This is a genomic window from Amycolatopsis xylanica (genome assembly GCF_900107045.1).
GTDB classification, from domain to species: Bacteria; Actinomycetota; Actinomycetes; order Mycobacteriales; family Pseudonocardiaceae; genus Amycolatopsis; species Amycolatopsis xylanica.
This window is the reverse complement of record NZ_FNON01000008.1, coordinates 400,859-420,455: the sequence shown is the minus strand read 5'-3', so window position 1 is coordinate 420,455 and position 19,597 is coordinate 400,859. Positions and strand designations below refer to the sequence as shown.

General features: G+C 67.4%; 17 protein-coding genes, 2 tRNA genes and 1 other RNA gene. 13 read left to right on the top strand and 7 right to left on the bottom strand.

Features of this window, described 5'->3' with window-relative positions; genetic code table 11:
• Positions 1–317, top strand: a 317-nt coding sequence (locus BLV57_RS33460) for an IS30 family transposase (protein WP_143047215.1), incomplete at its 5' end; no start/stop codon positions are given.
• Between the two features lie 48 nt (positions 318–365).
• On the opposite strand, the gene BLV57_RS33455 is transcribed toward BLV57_RS33460, so the two are convergent.
• Entirely contained in the window at positions 366–926 is a 561-nt protein-coding gene (locus BLV57_RS33455) for a PPA1309 family protein (protein ID WP_091295993.1), read from the bottom strand.
• Positions 927–1,068: 142 nt separating this feature from the next.
• Here BLV57_RS33455 and BLV57_RS33450 point away from each other — a divergent pair, with 142 nt between their 5' ends.
• From BLV57_RS33450 to BLV57_RS33410, 9 genes are all read left to right on the top strand, one after another.
• On the top strand, positions 1,069–4,056 hold the full coding sequence (locus tag BLV57_RS33450; protein ID WP_091295991.1) for a UPF0182 family protein: 2,988 nt from the start codon (positions 1,069–1,071) through the stop codon (positions 4,054–4,056).
• 68 nt (positions 4,057–4,124) lie between these two features.
• Positions 4,125–4,198: transfer RNA gene (locus tag BLV57_RS33445), tRNA-Met, on the top strand.
• A gap of 359 nt (positions 4,199–4,557) precedes the next feature.
• Positions 4,558–4,634: transfer RNA gene (locus tag BLV57_RS33440), tRNA-Met, on the top strand.
• Positions 4,635–4,888: 254 nt separating this feature from the next.
• Complete coding sequence (locus tag BLV57_RS33435) at positions 4,889–5,389, top strand: PadR family transcriptional regulator (protein WP_091295988.1); 501 nt, start codon at positions 4,889–4,891, stop codon at positions 5,387–5,389.
• Positions 5,390–5,485: 96 nt separating this feature from the next.
• Positions 5,486–6,589 carry a peptide chain release factor 2 gene (gene prfB / locus BLV57_RS33430; protein WP_143047214.1) on the top strand — a complete coding sequence of 368 codons (1,104 nt, stop codon included), beginning with the start codon at positions 5,486–5,488 and terminating at the stop codon, positions 6,587–6,589.
• A 58-nt stretch (positions 6,590–6,647) separates the two neighbouring features.
• Positions 6,648–7,337 (top strand): cell division ATP-binding protein FtsE, encoded by a 690-nt coding sequence (ftsE, locus tag BLV57_RS33425; RefSeq protein WP_091295984.1) that lies wholly within the window; start codon positions 6,648–6,650, stop codon positions 7,335–7,337.
• Positions 7,338–7,388: 51 nt separating this feature from the next.
• Complete coding sequence (gene ftsX / locus BLV57_RS33420; RefSeq protein ID WP_091295982.1) at positions 7,389–8,282, top strand: permease-like cell division protein FtsX; 894 nt, start codon at positions 7,389–7,391, stop codon at positions 8,280–8,282.
• 44 nt (positions 8,283–8,326) lie between these two features.
• Positions 8,327–8,806: an SsrA-binding protein SmpB gene (smpB, locus tag BLV57_RS33415; RefSeq protein WP_091295980.1), complete on the top strand. Its 480-nt coding sequence runs from the start codon at positions 8,327–8,329 to the stop codon at positions 8,804–8,806.
• On the top strand, positions 8,806–9,687 hold the full coding sequence (locus tag BLV57_RS33410) for an amidohydrolase family protein (protein ID WP_091295978.1): 882 nt from the start codon (positions 8,806–8,808) through the stop codon (positions 9,685–9,687). Before smpB ends, BLV57_RS33410 begins: the two co-directional genes overlap by 1 nt.
• On the opposite strand, the gene BLV57_RS33405 is transcribed toward BLV57_RS33410, so the two are convergent.
• From BLV57_RS33405 to BLV57_RS33395, 3 genes are all read right to left on the bottom strand, one after another.
• Complete coding sequence (locus tag BLV57_RS33405; RefSeq protein WP_091295975.1) at positions 9,677–10,978, bottom strand: acyltransferase family protein; 1,302 nt, start codon at positions 10,976–10,978, stop codon at positions 9,677–9,679. The genes BLV57_RS33410 and BLV57_RS33405 overlap by 11 nt on opposite strands.
• A gap of 93 nt (positions 10,979–11,071) precedes the next feature.
• Positions 11,072–11,299 (bottom strand): hypothetical protein, encoded by a 228-nt coding sequence (locus BLV57_RS33400; protein WP_091295972.1) that lies wholly within the window; start codon positions 11,297–11,299, stop codon positions 11,072–11,074.
• 83 nt (positions 11,300–11,382) lie between these two features.
• Positions 11,383–11,841, bottom strand: coding sequence for a MarR family winged helix-turn-helix transcriptional regulator (locus tag BLV57_RS33395; RefSeq protein ID WP_091295970.1), 459 nt, complete (start codon positions 11,839–11,841; stop codon positions 11,383–11,385).
• Positions 11,842–12,176: 335 nt separating this feature from the next.
• Here BLV57_RS33395 and BLV57_RS33390 point away from each other — a divergent pair, with 335 nt between their 5' ends.
• Complete coding sequence (locus tag BLV57_RS33390; protein WP_091295968.1) at positions 12,177–12,551, top strand: cupin domain-containing protein; 375 nt, start codon at positions 12,177–12,179, stop codon at positions 12,549–12,551.
• Between the two features lie 137 nt (positions 12,552–12,688).
• Here the strand turns inward: BLV57_RS33390 and BLV57_RS33385 are convergent, their stop codons facing one another.
• The 3 genes from BLV57_RS33385 to BLV57_RS33375 form a co-directional block, all read right to left on the bottom strand.
• Entirely contained in the window at positions 12,689–13,333 is a 645-nt protein-coding gene (locus BLV57_RS33385) for a response regulator transcription factor (protein WP_091295966.1), read from the bottom strand.
• A gap of 63 nt (positions 13,334–13,396) precedes the next feature.
• Positions 13,397–14,521 (bottom strand): sensor histidine kinase, encoded by a 1,125-nt coding sequence (locus tag BLV57_RS33380; RefSeq protein ID WP_091295964.1) that lies wholly within the window; start codon positions 14,519–14,521, stop codon positions 13,397–13,399.
• Complete coding sequence (locus tag BLV57_RS33375) at positions 14,518–15,186, bottom strand: sensor domain-containing protein (RefSeq protein ID WP_091295961.1); 669 nt, start codon at positions 15,184–15,186, stop codon at positions 14,518–14,520. Before BLV57_RS33375 ends, BLV57_RS33380 begins: the two co-directional genes overlap by 4 nt.
• A gap of 162 nt (positions 15,187–15,348) precedes the next feature.
• Between BLV57_RS33375 and ssrA the strand changes: the two genes are divergently transcribed.
• Positions 15,349–15,719: a transfer-messenger RNA gene (gene ssrA / locus BLV57_RS33370) on the top strand.
• 145 nt (positions 15,720–15,864) lie between these two features.
• Positions 15,865–19,581 (top strand): DUF6531 domain-containing protein, encoded by a 3,717-nt coding sequence (locus BLV57_RS33365; protein ID WP_091295958.1) that lies wholly within the window; start codon positions 15,865–15,867, stop codon positions 19,579–19,581.
• The last annotated feature ends 16 nt before the right edge of the window (positions 19,582–19,597 follow it).

Here is a 19,597-nt window from a genome sequence, read left to right as displayed (position 1 = left end):
CCACCCTGCCCGCCGCACTGAAACGATCACTGACCTGGGACCAAGGCAACGAGATGGCCCAGCACGCCCAGTTCACCCTCGACACCGGCCTGCAGGTCTACTTCTGCAACCCACACAGCCCCTGGGAACGCGGCAGCAACGAAAACACCAACGGCCTGCTACGCCAGTACTGGCCCAAAAGCTCAGACCTGCGCCACCTCACCCAAACCCACTGCGACACCGTCGCCCTCCGCCTCAACACCCGACCACGCCCTACACTCGGCCTGCTCACACCAGCACAAGCACTAGACAAAGCACTACTTGCAACAACCAGTTGAAACCACCTGGCTTTCGGGCTATCGGACCTGGCGTAAGTGGCTTTCGGGCTAGGGGAGGAGGGTGGCGCGGAGGGCTTCGATGAGGTTCGGGGCCAGCTCGGGGTTTTCGATGATCTCGTCGAGCGGGGTCGCTTCGGGCGGGGTGTCGTCGCCGGGACGGCCCTCGCCGCGGATGCGCATGACGCAGGCCGCGCCGCCTTCGCGGAGCACGGCGGCGACGAGCCGGGCCTCGGTGCGCTGGGGGTGGTCGGCGGCCGCGCGGCGGAGGCGGTCGGCGTCGCTGTCGCCCGCCTCGGACAGCGCGTCTTCGGCGCCGGGCGGGAGGATGATGATCTCCTGCGCGAGCGCGCAGCCGAGCACCAGGTCGGGCCACTCGATGCGGGCGAGCGCCTCGCCGAGGTCGCCGTCGGGCAGTGCCTCCTGGGCGACCGGGGTGAGCGGGCTCGACAGGTCGAGCTGGCCCTTGAGTTCGGGCTGCTCGTCCAGCAACGCCCTGGTCGGGACCAGGGCGAACAGCTGCGGGCGCTGGTCCCAGCCGCCGGACGCCACGAACTCCTCGACCTCACGGGCGAGGCCTGCCACGCCACCGGGGCGCTCACTCGATGCCATGCGCACATCGTCGCAGGCGTGCCACGCCCGATTTGGCCGGGTCACGGGAACTTGAAGCACCCTCCGTAGAGTTAGGTCATCAGGGGTGTCGGCTCGCTCGGTGCCCCCGCGCAATGAGCTAACGACATCAGGAGCGTGTCCAGTGGCCACTCGGCCCCCTGTGAGCCTGCCGAAGCTGTCCCGCCGCAGCCGGATCCTGCTGATCATCGCAGCGGTCGTCATCCTGGTGCTGCTGCTCGGCGCCAGACTTCTCGACACCTACGTCGACTGGCTGTGGTTCGGCGAGGTCGGCGCGCGCTCGGTGTTCACGACCGTGCTGTGGACGAGGGTGCTGCTGTTCTTCGGGGTGGGGCTGCTGGTCGGCGGCTCGCTCGCGCTGAGCCTCACCATCGCCTACCGGACCCGCCCGGTCTTCGTGCCCATCTCGGGCGCGGACGACCCGCTGGCCAGGTACCGCTCGGCCATCGTCGGCCGGATCCGGCTCTTCGGCATCGGCATCCCGCTGCTCACCGGCCTGATCGCGGGCGCGAGCGCGCAGAGCGACTGGCAGGTCGTGCAGCTGTTCTTCAACGGCACCGACTTCGGTGAGAAGGACGCCCAGTTCGGCAAGGACATCGGCTTCTACGCGTTCGGGCTGCCGTTCTTCAACTGGCTGCTGGGCTGGCTGTTCCTGTCCGTGGTGATCTCGTTCATCGGCGCGCTCATCGCGCACTACATCTTCGGCGGCATCCGCCTCGCCGGTAAGGGCGGCCAGCTCGCGGGCCCGACCCGAGTCCAGCTCGCGGTCACCGTCGGGATCTTCGTGCTGCTGAAGGCGGTCGAGTACTTCTTCGACCGGTACAACCTGCTGCTGTCCGATCGGAACCCGCTGTTCAACGGCGCCACCTACACCGACCTCAACGCGGTGCTCCCCGCGAAACTGATCCTGCTGTGCATTTCGGTGATCTGCGCGATCGCGTTCTTCGTCGGCGCGTTCCTGCGCAACATCCAGCTTCCCGCGATCGCGCTGGTGCTGCTGATCCTGTCCAGCGTGCTCGTCGGCGCCGCCTGGCCCGCCGTGCTGGAGCAGTTTTCCGTGCGCCCCAACGCGAACGAGAAGGAAGCGGCGTCGATCAGCCGCAACATGGAGGCCACGCGCAAGGCGTTCGGGCTCACCGACGTGAAATACACGGACTACAAGGGGAATTCCGAAGCCACCCCGGCGGACGTGCAGGCCGCGGCGGGCACCGTGTCCAACATCCGGCTGCTCGACCCGAACGTGCTGAGCGACACCTTCACCCAGCGCGTCGGCCGCGAGAACTTCTACGGCTTCCCGCAGAAGCTCGACATCGACCGCTACACCGTCGACGGCCGCACCCAGGACTACATCGTCGCCGCCAAGGAGATCAAGTCCGACGGCCTCACCGGCAACCAGACCAACTGGATCAACAAGCACATGGTCTACACGCACGGAAACGGCTTCGTCGCCGCTCCGGCGAACACCATCGACCGCGCGGTGGTCGGGCAGAACTCCGACGGCGGATACCCGATCGCCGGCACCAGTGACACCAACGACCTGAAGGGCTCCAAGATCCCGGTCAAGGAACCGCGGATCTACTACGGCGAGCTCGCCAACACCTACGCGATCGTCGGCGGCGCCAAGAGCGAGACCCAGGGCGAGTACGACACCGCCACCGACCGCTCGTACCGCTACACCGGCACCGGCGGCGTCTCGATCGACAACCTGTTCAACCGGCTCGTCTTCGCCGCCTACAACGGCTGGGGCGCCAACACCAACATCCTGTTCTCCGAGGCCATCGGCGACGAGTCCAAGATCATGTACCACCGCGACCCGCGCGAGCGGGTCAGCATGGTCGCGCCGTGGCTCACCGTCGACGGCGACCCGTACCCGGCCGTGGTCGACGGCAAGATCCAGTGGATCGTCGACGGCTACACCACGCTCAACAACTACCCGTACGCCCAGCAGACCTCGCTGGGCGAGGCCACCGCGGACTCGCTCACCGGCGGCATCACCAAGCAGGCCAACAACCAGATCAACTACATCCGCAACTCGGTCAAGGCCACCGTGGACGCCTTCAACGGCACGGTCACGCTGTACTCGATCGACGACAAGGAGCCCGTGCTCAACGCCTGGAAGAACGTCTTCCCCGGCCTGGTGAAGCCCAGCTCCGACATCTCACCCGAACTGCGCTCGCACTTCCGCTACCCGGAGGACTTGTTCAAGGTCCAGCGCGAACTGCTCGCCAAGTACCACGTCAACGACCCGCAGGAATTCTACGCGCAGCAGGCGTTCTGGAGCGTCCCGCAGGACCCGACGCAGGAAGGCGGCACCAACGCCACCGCGTCCGGGATCGCCAACCAGCCCGGCTACTACGTGCTCGCCGAAACACCGGGCGCCACCAGCAAGAAGTCCAGCTTCCAGCTGACCAGCCCGCTCACCGGTCTGCAACGGCAGTACCTGGCGTCCTGGGTCTCGGTGTCCTCCGACCCCGAGGACTACGGGAAGATCAGCGTCCTCAAGCTACCGACCGCCGCGGCGGGCGCGACCCAGGTGGACGGTCCCGTCCAGGTCCAGAACCGATTCCAGAGCGACCCCAAGTTCGCCCAGGAAAGAACCCTCTTCACCAACCAGAGCGTCTCGGTCATCTTCGGCAACCTGATCACCCTGCCCGTCGCCAACGGATTCCTCTACGTCGAACCCGTCTACATCAGGCAACGCAACCAGAACAGCTACCCCCAGCTGGCCAGGGTCCTCGTCGCATACGGACCGAAGATCGGGTTCGCGTCGACACTCAAGGAAGCGCTCGTCCAGGTCTTCGGGCCAGGAGCCGGGGACGTCACCACCGGGCCCGTCCAGCCCAGCGGGCCGACACCCACCCCGGCGCCACCGTCGACACCCGCCCCGCCCACCGGCAACCCGGCACTCGACAAGGCCGCCACCGACCTCTCAGCGGCGTTCGACAAGTACCGGCAAGCGCAGAGCAGCGGCGACTTCGCGGCTCAAGGCGCCGCGCTGGCCGCCGTCGACGCCGCCGTGAAGGCCTACCTCACGGCCAAGAACGGCACCCCACCGGCCACGGGAGGCACTTCGCCGTCCCCGACACCGACCAGCCAGCCCGCCGGAGGGTGACCTCAAGCACCAAAGTGGCACCTGCTTTGCGCCCCTCCGAAACCGGGGCGTAAAGTAGGTATCACCGACGCGGGGTGGAGCAGCTCGGTAGCTCGCTGGGCTCATAACCCAGAGGTCGCAGGTTCAAATCCTGTCCCCGCTACAGAGGCTAGGGGCCCTGTGCTCGCGCTTACGCGCTTCGCACAGGGCCTCTTTCGCATTTACTGCGGGGGCCGAGCCCCCGCGCCCCCGCCAGGGGGACTCCGTCCCCCTGGACCCCCTGAGTTTTCTGGTCGCGTTTGCGATATGGGGTGGTGGTATGGGGCCAAAAGACGCACAAAATCCGCACAAGGTTTGGGATCTTGGGTGGGGAAATGCGGATTTGGGGTGGGGATTTTTTTCGGGCGGGTGGGGGTGCCCGGGCGGTGGGGTGGGGGTGTTTTGGCTGGTCAGGGGGTGTTTGTGGGGGGTGGTGAAATGGGGGTGGTGGGGGCGTGTAGTGTTCTCCAGGTAAGACAACGACGCGGGGTGGAGCAGCTCGGTAGCTCGCTGGGCTCATAACCCAGAGGTCGCAGGTTCAAATCCTGTCCCCGCTACCAGGTAGACCAAAGACCCGGTTCGCACAGCGTGCGAACCGGGTCTTTGCTGTTGGCAGGGGTTGTGCACGTGAAGATGCGTGGGATTTCGGTTGGCCTGGTTGGGGGAACCCGGGGGCCGTGGCGGTCGCTCAGCGTTGCCAGTCCTTTGTGGACTTTGAGATTTGTTGGGCCGAAAGGGGGCATTTAACTAGCCACAATGGACAGATGAGGAGGCCACTGTGGACACAGGCGGGATTCGGTGGGAACCTGTAACGGTGTCCGAATTGAATGCAACTGCCGCAGCTCTGCTTGGTCTGCTCCACGACGGCCCCGCCACGGGCGGTCAGCTAGTCGCTGGAGCGGGTGAGCGCTTCGGTGCCTTCTTCAGCGTGACGCGGAGCCAGGTCTACCGGGAGCTCCCCGCGCTGTCCAAGGAAGGCCTCGTGCGACTCGGCAAGCAGGGGCCGCGCTCAAGCCAGCAATACGTCATCACCGCCGCCGGCAAGAAGGCCTTCAAGAACTGGCTTTCCACCGACCCGGGACCCGACCACCTCCGCAGCCCGCTGATCCTGCGGCTCGTGCACGCCAACGCGCTCACCGCCAAGCAGCGGACCACGCTGGTCGACACCGCGCGTGCCTCGTACAACAGCGAGCTCGACGCGGCCAAGGCGGCCACCAAGACCGCTGACGGCCCGTACGCCAAGGCCGTGGCCGAGTTCGCCCAGGCGCACGCCAAGGCCGCGCTCAAGCTGCTCGAATCCATCCCGCAGTCCTGAGAAAACCTGACCCAGCACTCCAGCTGACAGCTCGGTGACAGGCGCGGCCGGTTCCCGTCGTAACCGGCCGCGGCTTTTGCCGTAATGTTGAGCGACGTGAGCTTCGAGTTTGAAACAAGTCTCAAGGAACTGTCCGGCAAGCTGACGCAGGTCGAGACGGTGATCGACCTGGACGCCCTGCGTGCGCAGGTCGCCTCGCTGGAGGCGGACGCGTCCAAACCCGACCTGTGGGACAACCCCGAGGCCGCCCAGAAGGTCACCAGCCAGCTCTCGCACAAGCAGAGCGAGCTGCGCCGCGTCACCGAGCTCCGCAGCCGGTTCGACGACCTGGGCGTGCTCTACGAACTCGCCGAGGCCGAGGGCGACACCGCCAGCCTGGCCGAGGCCGAGGCCGAGCTCGCCAACCTGGCCAAGGACGTCGACGCGCTCGAGGTGCTCACGCTGCTCTCCGGCGAGTACGACGCGCGCAACGCCGTGGTCACCATCCGCTCCGAGGCCGGTGGCGTCGACGCCGCCGACTGGGCCGAGATGCTCCTGCGCATGTACCTGCGCTGGTCCGAGCGCCACGGCTACCCCACGGACGTCTACGACATCTCCTACGCCGAAGAGGCTGGCATCAAGTCGGCCACCTTCAAGGTCACCGCGCCCTACGTCTACGGCACCCTCTCGGTCGAGTCCGGCACGCACCGGCTGGTGCGCATCTCGCCGTTCGACAACCAGAGCCGCCGCCAGACCTCCTTCGCGCACGTCGAGGTGCTGCCGGAGGTCGAGGAGGTCGACCACGTCGACATCCCCGAGAAGGACATCCGCGTCGACGTCTACCGCTCGTCCGGCCCCGGCGGCCAGAGCGTCAACACCACCGACTCCGCGGTCCGGCTCACGCACATCCCCACCGGCGTGGTGGTCTCCTGCCAGAACGAGAAGTCGCAGCTGCAGAACAAGGTGGCCGCGATGAAGGTGCTCCAGGCCAGGCTGCTGCAGCGCAAGAAGGAAGAAGAGCGCGCCGAGATGGACGCGCTGCGCGACGGCGGATCCAGCTGGGGCAACCAGATGCGCTCCTACGTGCTGCACCCGTACCAGATGGTCAAGGATTTGCGCACCGAGTTCGAGGTCGGCAACCCGTCGGCGGTGCTCGACGGCGAGATCGACGGATTCCTCGAGGCCGGCATCCGCTGGCGCAAGCAGTCGGGTGCCGCGTAATCCATTTCCGGCACACGCAACCAGGGCTTAACCGGCGGCATGGGTAGTATGCCGAACCGTGATCCGGCTCGAAGAGGTTTCCAAGGTCTACAAGACGTCCACGCGCCCCGCTCTGGAGCGGGTGAACGTGGAGGTGGACAAGGGTGAGTTCGTCTTCCTGATCGGCCCTTCGGGCTCCGGCAAGTCGACGTTCCTCCGGCTCCTGCTGCGCGAAGAGGTGCCGACCAAGGGCCGGGTGATGGTGTCCAACTTCGACGTCGCGAAGCTGGCCCGCCGCCGGGTGCCGCGCCTGCGCCAGACCATCGGCTGTGTGTTCCAGGACTTCCGGCTGCTGCCGAGCAAGACCGTCGCCGAGAACGTCGCGTTCGCGCTCGAGGTCATCGGCAAGCCGAAGCTGACCATCAAGAAGGTCGTGCCCGAGGTGCTGGAACTGGTCGGCCTGGAGAGCAAGGCCGACCGGCTGCCCAACGAGCTCTCCGGTGGTGAGCAGCAGCGCGTCGCGATCGCCCGCGCGTTCGTGAACCGCCCGCTGATGCTGCTCGCCGACGAGCCGACGGGAAACCTGGACCCCGACACCAGCCAGGACATCATGCTGCTGCTGGAGCGGATCAACCGCACCGGCACCACGGTGCTGATGGCGACGCACGATCACTCGATCGTCGACTCCATGCGCCGCCGCGTAGTCGAGCTGCAGCTCGGCCGGGTCGTCAGGGATGACGACCGGGGTGTTTACGGCGTCGGCCGTTAAAGCCCAGCCCTAGCCAGCAGTCCGCCGAACTCAAGGGACACCTGAACCCCGATGCGCGCCAGTTTCGTCTTCAGCGAGGTAGTGACCGGCCTCCGCCGGAATCTCACGATGACCATCGCGATGATCCTCACCACCGCGATCTCACTCGCCATGCTCGGCAGCGGTCTGCTGGTCATGCGGACCATCGACAAGATGAGGACGAACTTCCTCGCCGACGTCGAGGTCACCGTGCACCTGACCGAGGACATCAGCGCGGGTGACAAGAACTGCACGCAGTCGGTCTGCTCCGGCCTGCGCGACCAGCTGCAGAGCAACACCGCGGTCGAGTCGGTCATCTTCGAAAACCGCGAGGCGGCTTACGAGCGCTTCAAGAAGATCTTCGAGAGCCAGCCGGAACTGGTCGCGCTGGCGCGTCCCGACGCGCTGCCCGCTTCGTTCCACGTCAAGCTGAAGGACCCGGACCGCAGTGCCGGCGTCGTCGCGGAGTTCACCGGCAAGCCCGGCATCGACAAGGTCGACGACCAGAACAAGTTCCTCGACGTGTTCCTCAACAAGCTCAACAAGGTGCGGGACCTGGCGTTCGTCATGGCCGTGGTCACCGCGGCCGCGGCGCTCATGCTGATCGCGAACACCATCCAGCTCTCCGCGTTCACCCGGCGCACCGAGGTCGGCATCATGCGGCTGGTCGGCGCGACCCGGTGGTACACGCAGCTGCCGTTCCTCCTGGAGGCCATGGTCGCAGGCCTGGTCGGCTCGCTGCTGTCGATCGGCCTGCTGGTCGGGCTGAAGTACGGCTTCCTGGACGCGCTGTTCGACGGCCAGGTGTTCCCGCAGATCTCGCTGCTGGACGTGCTGTTCCCGGTCACGCCGATCCTGATCCTGGTGTCCGCGCTCATCTCGGCGGTCACCGGCTACGTCACGCTGCGCCTGTACGTCCGCCACTGATTTAACCGCCTGCCCGCCGAGAAGGAATCACGTAGAGTCGCGTCATGCCCAAGGAACGTGGTCAGAAAGTAATCGTGTCGAACCGCAAGGCTCGCCACGATTACGCGATCCTCGACACCTACGAGTGCGGTCTCGTGCTCGTCGGCACCGAGGTGAAGAGCCTGCGCGAGGGCAAGGCGTCGCTGGCGGACGCGTTCGCGACCGTCGACGACGGCGAGGTGTGGCTGCGCAACGTGCACATCCCGGAGTACACGCAGGGCACGTGGACCAACCACACCCCGCGCCGCACCCGGAAGCTGCTGCTGCACCGCCGTGAGATCGAGAAGCTGATCGGCAAGACCAAGGAGGGCGGGCTCTCGCTCGTCCCGCTGTCGATGTACTTCAAGGACGGCAAGGTCAAGGTCGAGATCGCGCTGGCGAAGGGCAAGAAGGCCTACGACAAGCGGCAGACGCTGGCCAAGCGGGACGCCGACCGCGACATCCGCAAGGCGATGGGCCGCGCGCTCAAGGGCAAGTTCGACTGATGCTCGACGAGCAGGTGCCGGGGTGGCTGCGTTCGCTCGGGCTGGACGGGCTCGTCGACCTGCACGTCCACTTCCTGCCGAAGTCCGTGATGGACAAGGTCTGGGGCTATTTCGACCACGCCTCGGAGCACTACGGGACGGCTTGGCCGATCCACTACCGGACGCCGGAGGCCGACCGGCTGGCGACGTTGCGCGAACTGGGCGTCAAGCGGTTCGCGCCGCTCGTGTACCCGCACAAGCCGGGGATGGCGGCGTGGCTGACCGAATGGGCGCTGGACTTCGCCGCGCGGGTGCCGGACGCGGTGCCGACGGGCACGTTCTACCCCGAAGCGGGCGCGGAGTCCGTTGTGGACTCGGCGCTGCGCGCGGGCGCGCGGTGCTTCAAGGCGCACGTCCAGGTCGGCGCCTACGACCCGCGTGATCCGCTGCTGGACGGGGTTTGGGGCGCGCTGGCCGACGCCGGGGTCCCCGCTGTTGTCCACTGTGGACACGGACCGTTGAAGGGCGACTACACCGGACTGTCGGTGTTCGGCGAAGTGCTCGCGCGGCATCCGCGGCTGACCGCGGTGCTCGCGCACGCCGCGATGCCCGAGTACGACGCGGCTTTCGAGCTGATGCGGCGGTATCCGCGGGTGCATCTGGACACCACGATGGTCGGGGTGCCGTTCGCCGAGGCGACGGCGCCGCTGCCGGCCGACTGGGCCGATCGGCTCGTCGAGTTCGCCGACCGGATCGTGCTCGGCACCGATTTCCCGAACATCCCGTACTCCTACGCGACACAGCTCCAGGCGATCGACGGCTGGGCTGCCGACGATCGCCTGGGCGCCGAGTTCCTGCGCGGGGTGCTGCACGACACCCCGCTGCGCCTGCTCAGCGCGTGAGCTTCGCCGATTCGGTCATCGCGACGGCGTGGCCGAGGAAGCGGGTGGTGATCCGCGCCGCGTGGATCCGGCGGCCGGAGAGGGCGTACCCGGCGACGGTGAGCGCGACCCAGGGGAGCGGCCCGCTGAATGGCGTGCTCGCCGTGGTGAAGCCATGGGCGGCCAAGCCGAGCAGTCCGGCCGCGGCGAGCAGGGCGGCGAAAACGAGCTGAGGCGTGCCCGCGGTCGCGGTCTTCCTACCCATCGCTTCGAAGCGGCTGAAAACCTTGAGCAGCAAGGCGAGCACGATCCCGATCCCGGCGAGCCACGGCGGCGTCATGGCCAGCCAGAGCACGGTTCCGGGCTCCGGAGTGGCGTAACCGAGGCCGTAGACGGTGATCCCGGCGACGACGATCAGCGCGGGCATGTGCCAGAGGTAGATGGACATGAAACGGGCGCCCAGCCAGTCGAGCGCGCGGCCGATGGCCGGGTTGGCGGCGAAGGCGAGCAGTTTCGGCTTGAGCGCCAGCAGCAGCCCGATCTGGCCGACGGCGAGGAAGAACAGGAGGACGGTCGGCGGGCTCATGTTGGACACCGGTGCGCCGGGCATCCCGATCATGCTCGCCGGGTACGGTCCGAAAGCGACCATGAGCGCGGTGATGCCGAAGCCCGCGCCGGACAGCGCGAGCGCCTTGCGGGGAGTGAGCGCGCCGAGTCCGCCCTCGGCGTAGAAGAAACCGAGCTGGTGCACGGCGAGCCAGACGAACACGGCGTTGGCGAAGCCGACGAGCCCGAAGTCGGCGAAGCGGGCGATGTCGACGCCGATCGCCGCGACCGCCATGACGGCGGGGACGGCGAGGCCGAAGCGGCGGTGGGCCGCGGCCATCAGCGGCGTGATCAGCACGGTGAGCAGGTAGACGGCGAGGAACCAGAGCAGTTGCGCCGCGATGGCGCCGGCGACCTCGACCGGTTGCTTCGGGATTCCCCACTCCAGCAACACATCCGGGATGACGAGCCAGAGCGCCATCAGCGGAAGCACGGGCAGCACGAGACGGCGGACGCGGTTCGCCAGCCAGTCTCGGGAGGAAGCGGCTCGGCGCAAGGACATCAGGTTGGCCGCGCCGCCCGCGAAGAAGACCAGCGGCATGACCTGGGACAGCCAGGTGACCACCCACCAGCCCGGCGTCGCGAGGGCGTTGCCGGTGGAGAGATGGCCGTCGGCGTAGGAGAGGACGGGCATCGCCCAGTGCTGGCCCACCACGGCGAGGATGGCGCCCGCCCTGACGACGTCGAGGAATTTGTCCCTGTGCATGGGAAAGAGCCTCGCCCGATCGGGCTTCGCGCACAGCGGTGCGAGCCGCCGTATCGGAGTTCGGGTTTCCCTGGGTTCTTGGTGGGGCTTTCCCTACCTCGGCTCGCAGTCCTCGTGCGGCTCGACGATCGGGCAGAGGCGGTATTCCCAGCCCGAGACTTCGCTGTGGCCCAACGCGTAGTGCGTTTCGATCTTCGGGCCTTCGTGGAGGTGCACGTGCCGGACGACGGTTCCGCTCACCGGTTCGGTCTCACCGAGTTCCTGGACGCGGCCGTCGAGCGGCCCGCCGAAGAAGCGGGCTTGACGCTCGGACGCTGACATCGGGAACTCCTTCGCTCTGGCGAGTTCCGACCATGGTAGGTGAGCGAACTGCGTTGTGCCGCCGTCGATTCGGGTGAAGAGAGTCACCACACCGGACGCAGCGTCACCGGGCGTTCCCTTGCCGCGTCTTGGACGAAGGCGAGCAGGTCGGTCCTGAGCTGGTCCAAACGCTCGTGGCCGACCAGGTTCGCCCAGCGTTCCTCGGCCTGCCTGGACAGCGCCACGACGCGCTCGATGCACAGCCAGCCGCGTGGGGAAAGGGAGATCGAGCGGCTGCGGCGGTCCGTCGGGTGCGGGGTGCGCAGGACGTAATCGCGCTTCTCGAGTTCGTCGACGAGCTGGACGGCGGCCTGCTTGGTGATGCCGAGGTGGTCGCCGATCTCGACGGCGGTGGCGCTGCCTTGGTGGGAGAGGAAGTGGAAGACGAACCCGTGCGCGGGGCGGGCGTCGGCGAAGCCGTCGGCGTCGAGCTGGGCGTGGATCTGGTCCATGACGGCGCGGAAGCTCATCGCCAGCAGGGCGGGGAGGTCGCCTTGGAGCACGGGTTTTCCCTTCTTCGGACAAGCCGCTTGACGTCTTGGTCAGGCTACTTGACTGCCTCGGGCAAGCAACTTGACCGTTTTGGACAAGCGACTTGACTGCGTTGGGCAAGCGACTTGACTGCGTTGGGCAAGCGACTTGACTGCGTTGGGCAAGCGACTTGACCGTTTTGGTCAGTCTGCTTGCCTGTTTTGGGCAGGCCGCTTGACCAATTTGGGCAGGCTACTTGACCGCTCTGAGCAGGCTGCCTGACTAATTTGGACAAGCTGCTTGACTAGTTTGGTCAATCTGCTTTACTGTATTGGAAGTCAAGCAAGTTGACCATCTGGAGGGGTACATGAGTCTGGTCACGCTGTCCGAAGCTCCGGCCATCGACAACAACAACGGTTTCGTCTTCCGGCCGCTCGCGGTGCCGAGCCGCGGCTCGACCGAACTGGCGATCTGGCAGCTGGAGGTGGCGCCGGGAGCGAAGAGCGAGCGGCACACGGTCAGCAAGGAAGAGGTGTTCCTGCTGCGCGCGGGGTCGATCTCGATCGAGGTCGGCGACGAGGCGCACTCGCCCGCCGTCGGCGACGCGGTCATCCTGCCGCCGGAAACGCCGCTGCTGCTGAGTAACCCGGGCGACGAGCCCGCGGTGCTCACCGTCTGCACGTCGCGTGGCATCGAGGGCAAGCTCAACGGCATGGTCATCGCGCCGCCGTGGGCCCAGTAAACGGGAGTCGTGAGTGTTCCGGCCGGTTAGAACCGGCCGTACCACTCACGACTACACCGGCCCTGGTCCCGTGTGGTGCTGCGCGGGGGTCGTGAGCGTTGCGGGCGGTTAGAACCGCCCGCAACGCTCACGAGCGTTCAGCTGCGGCCGAGGTAAGTGAGCACCGCGCGGACGCGGCGGTGCTCCTCCGAGCTGGCTTCGAGGCCGAGCTTGGCGAAGATGTTGCCGATGTGCTTCTCGACCGCGCCGTGCGAGACGACCAGCGAGTTCGCGATCGCCGTGTTCGACAGGCCCTGCGCCATCAGGCCGAGCACCTCGGACTCGCGGTTGGTGAGCGCGTCGAGCGGGTTCTTGCGGCCGCGGGCCATGAGCTGGGCGATGACGTCCGGGTCGATAGCGGTGCCACCACCCGCGACGCGGCGGACCGCGTCGAGGAAGTCCGCGACATCGGCGACACGTTCCTTGAGCAGGTAGCCGACGCCGCCCGCGCCGCCCGAAAGCAGTTCGACGGCGTAGCTCTCCTCGACGTACTGGGACAGCACCAGCACCGGCAGGCCCGGGATCTCCTTACGGGCGCCGATAGCCGCGCGCAGGCCCTCGTCGGTGAACGTCGGCGGCATGCGGACGTCGACGATGGCCAGGTCGGGGCGGTGTTCCTTGACCGCGCCGAGCAGGTCGTCGCCGTTGTCGACGGCCGCGACCGTCTCGATGCCCTCGTCTTCCAGCAGCCTCGTTACGCCCGCGCGAAGCAGCACTGCGTCTTCGGCGATCACTACCCGCATGCGGGCCCCCAAGATGTGTGACTCGGCTTTTCCCGAGGCTCACACCCTATCCAGGGCCGGGCTTCACCAGGTGCAGGGGAGATCCGCGCGGATGACCGTCGGGCCGCCGACGGGGCTCACCACGGTGATGACGCCGTCGATCGTGGCCGCGCGGTCCGCGAGACCGGCCAGTCCGCCGCCGGGGCGGATCTCGGCGCCGCCCTTGCCGTTGTCGGTGACCTCGACGACCACCGTGTCGTCGGTGCGCCACAGCTTGACGCGGGCTTCGGAGGCTTCCGCGTACTTCGCGATGTTCGTCAGGCACTCGCCGACGATGAAGTACGCCGTGCTCTCGACGGCCGCCGGCGGGCGCGGTTCGACGTCGACGGAAACGTCGACCGGGATCGGCGACTTCGCCGCCTGCGCCGACAGCGCCGCGTCGAGACCGCGGTCGCCCAGCACCGCCGGGTAGATGCCCCTGGCCAGGTCGCGCAGCTCCGAGACGGCGAGCTTGGCGTCCACGTGCGCCTCGTCGAGCAGCGCGCGCACCGCTTCCGGGTCACGCTCGAACTTCGCCTTCGCGCGGCCGAGGCTCATCGCCACCGCCACCAGCCGCTGCTGGGCGCCGTCGTGCAGGTCGCGCTCGATGCGGCGGCGCTCGGCTTCGGCCGCGTCGACACCGCGAGCCCGCGAGGCCTGCAGCCGCTCCGCCTTGACCTCCAGCCGCGCGGTCTTGTTCGGGCCGAGCAGCCACATCGCCAGCCTGCCGTGCGCCCAGGCGATCCACGGCACCACCCAGATCGCCATCGGCACCAGGACGATCGACGCCAGGCCGAGCGCGAACTCCGCGCAGGCGATCGGGAACGCGAGCAGCAGATACGCCATGTCCCGCCACGTCGTCGGATCCGTCAGCCGGACCTGCCAGCGGCGCAGCATGCTCAGGCCCTCGGTCGGGCTCCGCTCGATCCCCGGCAGCGGAGCCGCCAGCGCCGACCGCACCCAGCGGCGCTCCACGTCGCCGAACCACCGGGTCAGCGAGGTCGTGGCGATCAGGATCGGGATGCCCACCCAGATCACCACCGTGCTGATCCCGACCGCCATCAGGACCACGATCAGCACGAACTGCAGCAGCCGCCACGGGAAGGAGACGATCATGTAGCCGATCGCCTTCGCGGGATGCGGACGCGGCTGGTCCAGTTCGGTCGTCATCGGCTCGTCACACTCAGTTCCCGCTCCACCAGTTCGTCTTCGAGCAGCTCACGCCGCCGGGCCGTCGGGCCGAGCAGTGCCGCCGCGAACCGGGTGTGCAGCGCGGCCATCGCCTTGGTCAGCGCGACCGACAGCGCGACGCACAACACCCCCAGTGCCGCCCACGGTAGCGCCTCCACGGTCGAGTCGACGGTGATCCAGCGCAGGTCGTCCCAGCGCGGGAAGTACCAGGCGCCATCGGGCAGGTACCGGAAGTAGATCGGCAGCCCCACCAGGCCGAGACTGGTCGCCCAGAACCCCACCAGCAGGCAGAACTCGGCGACCCCGACCGGGAACAGCAGCAGGAAGTACGCCAGGTCACGCCACGTCTGCGCGTCACGCAGCCGCGCCTTCCAGCGCGGCCAGTGCCCGCCTTCCGGCAACGGCAGATACGGCATCGCCACAAAAGTGTCCGTCAGCGCGTACGTCCGCGCCCTCTCCACCCGCGCGGCGCCCTTGAGCAGCAGGAACACCAGCATCAGCACCGGCAGCCCGACCCACACGACCGCGGTGCCGACCCCGGCGGGCACCAGCGCCATGAGCACCACGAACGCGGTGACCCCCAGCGGGAAGTTCATCAGCAGGTACACCAGCGACCCGCTGAAGGACGCACCTCTGCGCTCCATGACCGGCTCCTCTCTCAGCAGGAACCCAGCATGCGCGGCCGGTGCCACCAGCGGCCATGGTGCGCACGGGCATCCAGGAGGTGGGGCTAACCCCACCAGCCGGAATAACGGGTGGACACCAGGAGTTATGATGGACAGGTTGTGTACCACTGACAGCACCCAGGGGGTGAACGGTTTCGACTTTGGACGTTGATTCAGGTGAAGCGTGCCAGTGCAGGCCAGAGACCACTGTTGAGCGTCATGGCAAACCAATAAGCGCCGATTCCAATCAGCGCGACTTCGCCCTCGCTGCCTAAGCAGTAGTGCGAGTCTGTCGGCCCGGGAGTTCCTCCGTCCCGGATCCCGGCATCAGCTAGGAGGAGTACTGCCGGTCCCGGCCACGGGGCCCGGTTAGGAAACAAACAGTGGCTGGGCCCGTCACATCGGCTTGTTCGCGAGATCGATGGGGTCAAGTAGAGACACAGCGGACTGCGCACGGAGAAGCCCTGATGATCCGCCAGAGGACCCGGGTTCAATTCCCGGCACCTCCACCACGACAGTCATTGCACGAACTCCACCCTTCGGGGCCTCTACCAGGGACTTACCCCTGGTAGAGGCCCCGTTGGCGTTGAGGCGAGGTTCTATCCCCGGCTGATGGGCTAGGTTCGTCGTAGGGCTGGCTGAACGGGGAGGTCGCTGGTGCCTGAGGGGAATCCGCTGGTCGCGCAGGCTCAGTCGCAGACGACCGGGGTGACGGGGATCGGGATCGCGGAGTCCGCGGTCGATCTGGCGAACGGGGTCAAGGACGGCTCCTGGGTCGAAGGTGGCCTGGGCGCGCTCGGGGTCGGGCTCGAAGTCCTGTCGCTGGCACTCGATCCGATCGGGACGCTGGCGCAGTACGGCGTTTCGTGGCTGATCGAGCATGTGCAGCCGTTGAAGGAGGCACTCGATTGGCTGGCGGGTGATCCGCCGGTGATTCAGTCGTATTCCGACACGTGGGCGAATGTGGCCAAAGAGGTCACCGCGATCGCGAGTGACTTCTCGAACGAGGCCAAGAACGGGACCGCGGGCTGGACCGGCGCCGCAGGTGATGCCTATCGCGGTGAGGTCGCGGAGCAGGCGGACGCGTTCGCGGGTGCGGCGACGCTCGCCGATGGGATCTCCACGGGCGTGATGGTGATGGGCCAGGTCGTGGCCATGGTCCGTGAGACTGTGCGTGATCTGGTGGCCGAGCTGGTCGGGAAGCTGATCTCCTGGGCGCTGGAAGAGGCGTGCACGCTGGGGTTCGCGACACCGCTGGTCGCCGCGCAGGCGACGACCGCGATCACGAAGGCGATCAGCAAGGTCTCCGATCTGATCCGCAAGCTGGTCAAGACGATCGGCAATGTCGCGCCGAAGATCCGCAAGATCGTGGACAAGCTCGGGGAGATCATCGAGAAACTGTCCAAGCTCGGCAAGAAGCTCGGCAAAGGCGGCGGCACGAGCCCGTCCGCGGCCAAAGCCGCGAAGAGGGCAGACGGCCCGGATGTCCAAGCGCCGAAAGGCGAGGGCACCACACCGAGTTCCTCGACGTCGCCGAGCGCCCACACACCGTCCTCGAGCTCCGCGCCGGATGGCTCGCCGAGCACGCCTTCGAGCCCGGATTCGACGCCCGGCGGCCACTCGCCGACGAAGCCACAGAACGCGTCAACGAAGCCGAACGACACCAGCGCGCGCGGCAACACCGACCCGGCGAAGGACGGCCGCTCCAACAAGGGGAAGTGCACGGGTGGCGACCCGGTCGACCTGGCCACCGGTGAAATGCTGATGTCCCAGACCGATGTCGAGCTTGCTGGCGTGCTTCCACTGGTGCTGCGCCGGACGCACATCTCGACCTATCGTCTCGGCCGGTCGTTCGGCCCTTCTTGGGCGTCCACAGTGGACCAGCGGGTCGAGTCGGACGCGGCCGGTGTCTGCTACGTCGGCGCGGACGGGGTCACGCTGACCTATCCGACGCCGCCGGCGGACGGCACTTCGGTGCTGCCGTCGCACGGCGCCCGCTGGCCGTTGCGCCTCATCTCCGCAGGCGAGTTCACCGTCACCAGCCCAGTGGACGGGCAGATCCGCCATTTCCGGGCCGCGGCCGGAACCGGAGAGACCACGCACGCGCCGTTGTCCGCGATCACCGACCGCAACGGCAACCGCGTCACCATCGTCCGGGATGCCGCGGGCACGCCGACGGCGATCGAACATTCCGGAGGCTACCGCGTCGCCGTCGATACGGTGAATGGCCGGATCACCGGTCTACGCATGACGCACGCGGCCAGCACCGACATTTCCTTGGCCACCTACGAGTACGACGCCGGAGGCCGCCTGTCCGCCGTGCGCAACTCATCCGGCCGGGCCATGCGGTTCGAGTACGACGGCGACGGCCGGGTTACCAAATGGATCGACCGCAACCGCCACTGGTACTCCTACCACTACAACCACGCCGGCCAGGTCGTCAGTACCGAGGGAAGTGGTGGCGCGCTCGCTTGCTCGATCGAGTATGACCAGGCCACCAGGGTTACCACCTATCGGAACTCGCTCGGCGCGGTCAGCGCCTACCACTTCAACGACAACTGGCAGCTGATCCGCGAGGTCGGCCCGCTCGGTGCGACGAGGCGGTTCGAGCACGACGAGTACGGCCGGGTCACCGCGGAAACGGATCCGCTGGGCCGCACGACCCGATACGAGTACGGCCGGAGCGAGGAGCCCACTCGTATCGTCTATCCGGACGGCAGCGGCACCACCTCCGTCGAGGACGAGCATGGCCTGCCCGTCGTGATCACCGACACCGACGGCGCGCACTGGCGTTACCGGCGCGACGACCGCGGCAACCTCATCGAGGAAACGGATCCGACCGGCGCGGTCACCCGATACGGCTACAGCGAACTCGGGCATCGCCGGACCGAAACCGATGCGCTGGGCCGCGTGCACCGGATCGAAACCGATGCCCGTGGCCTGCCCGTCGCGGTCATCGATCCGCTCGGCCACACGACCCGGATCAGCCGGGACGTACTCGGCCGGATCACCACGACGGTCGACCCGCTGGGCGCCTCGACCAGGACGACCTGGACCGTGGAGGGCAAGCCGCTCACCAGGACGCGGCCAGACGGGACGGTGGAACGGTGGCGACATGACCCAGAGGGCAACTTCGCCGAGTACTCCGTGGGTGATGGTCCGCTGTTGTCGGTCGCCACGACCCATTTCGACCTGCCGGTCGCGCAGGTCAACGCGGACGGCAGCCGCATCGAATTCGGCTACGACACCGAACTGAACCTGACCACGGTCACCAACGCGCAGGGCTCGGTGTGGCGGTACGAGTACGACCAGGCCGGTTTCCTGGTGCGCGAAACCGACTTCAACGGCCGCGTGACCACCTATGAGCGGGACGCGGCAGGCCAGCTCACCGGCACGACCAACGGAGCCGGGCAGACCACCACCTACCACCGCGACCTTCGCGGCAACGTCGTGACGACGCGGTCCCCGACGGACACGATGAACTTCGCCTACGACCCGGCCGGGCGGCTCGTGTCGGCGTCGAGCCGCGACTCGGACATCGTGCTGACCAGGGACGCGCTCGGGCGAGTGCTGACCGAGACGGTGAACGGCCGAACCGTCACATCGGAATTCGACGCGCTTGGCCGTTGTGTCCGCAGGCAGACGCCGAGCGGCACGGTGTCAACGTGGGAGTTCAACGACGCCGGCTCACCGGTCGCGCTGCGCAATGGCGGCCGCACGCTGGCGTTCGCCTACGACGCCGCGGGCCGCGAAACCACCAGAACAAGCCCGGCGGGTCTGCGCTTCGCGCAGTCGTGGGACGTGAACGACCAGCTGGTCAGCCAGACCATGCTGGCCGGCTCGAACAAACCGGTGCAACATCGCGTTTTCCAGTACCGTCTGGACGGCAACGTCACCGCTGTCGCCGATCAGATCAACGGATCGCGCCGATTCGATCTCGACCGGTTCGGCAGGGTCGAGCAGGTGCACGGCCAACGGTGGTCTGAGCATTACCGGTACGACGTGGCGGGAAACCTGACCACCGTGGCCAGGCATGGCGAGGCTCCGTCCGGACAGTGGCGTTACACGGGAACCCTGCTCCATGAAGCGGGTGCGTTGCGCTATGAGTACGACCAGCAAGGCAGGGTCACGCGCAAGCAGCGTGGCGCCGATGTGTGGCAGTACACGTGGAATGCCGACGACCAGCTGATCGGCTTGGTCACCCCCGACAACGCCGACTGGCGATACCGTTATGACGCGCTGGGCAGGCGGGTCGCCAAGGAGCGGCACGCCGGTGGTCAGATCGCCGAGCGAATCGACTTCGTCTGGGACGGGACGACGCTCGCCGAACAGATCACGGACGAACAATCGGTGACCTGGGACTATGACCCGTAATCGCACAGGCCACTCG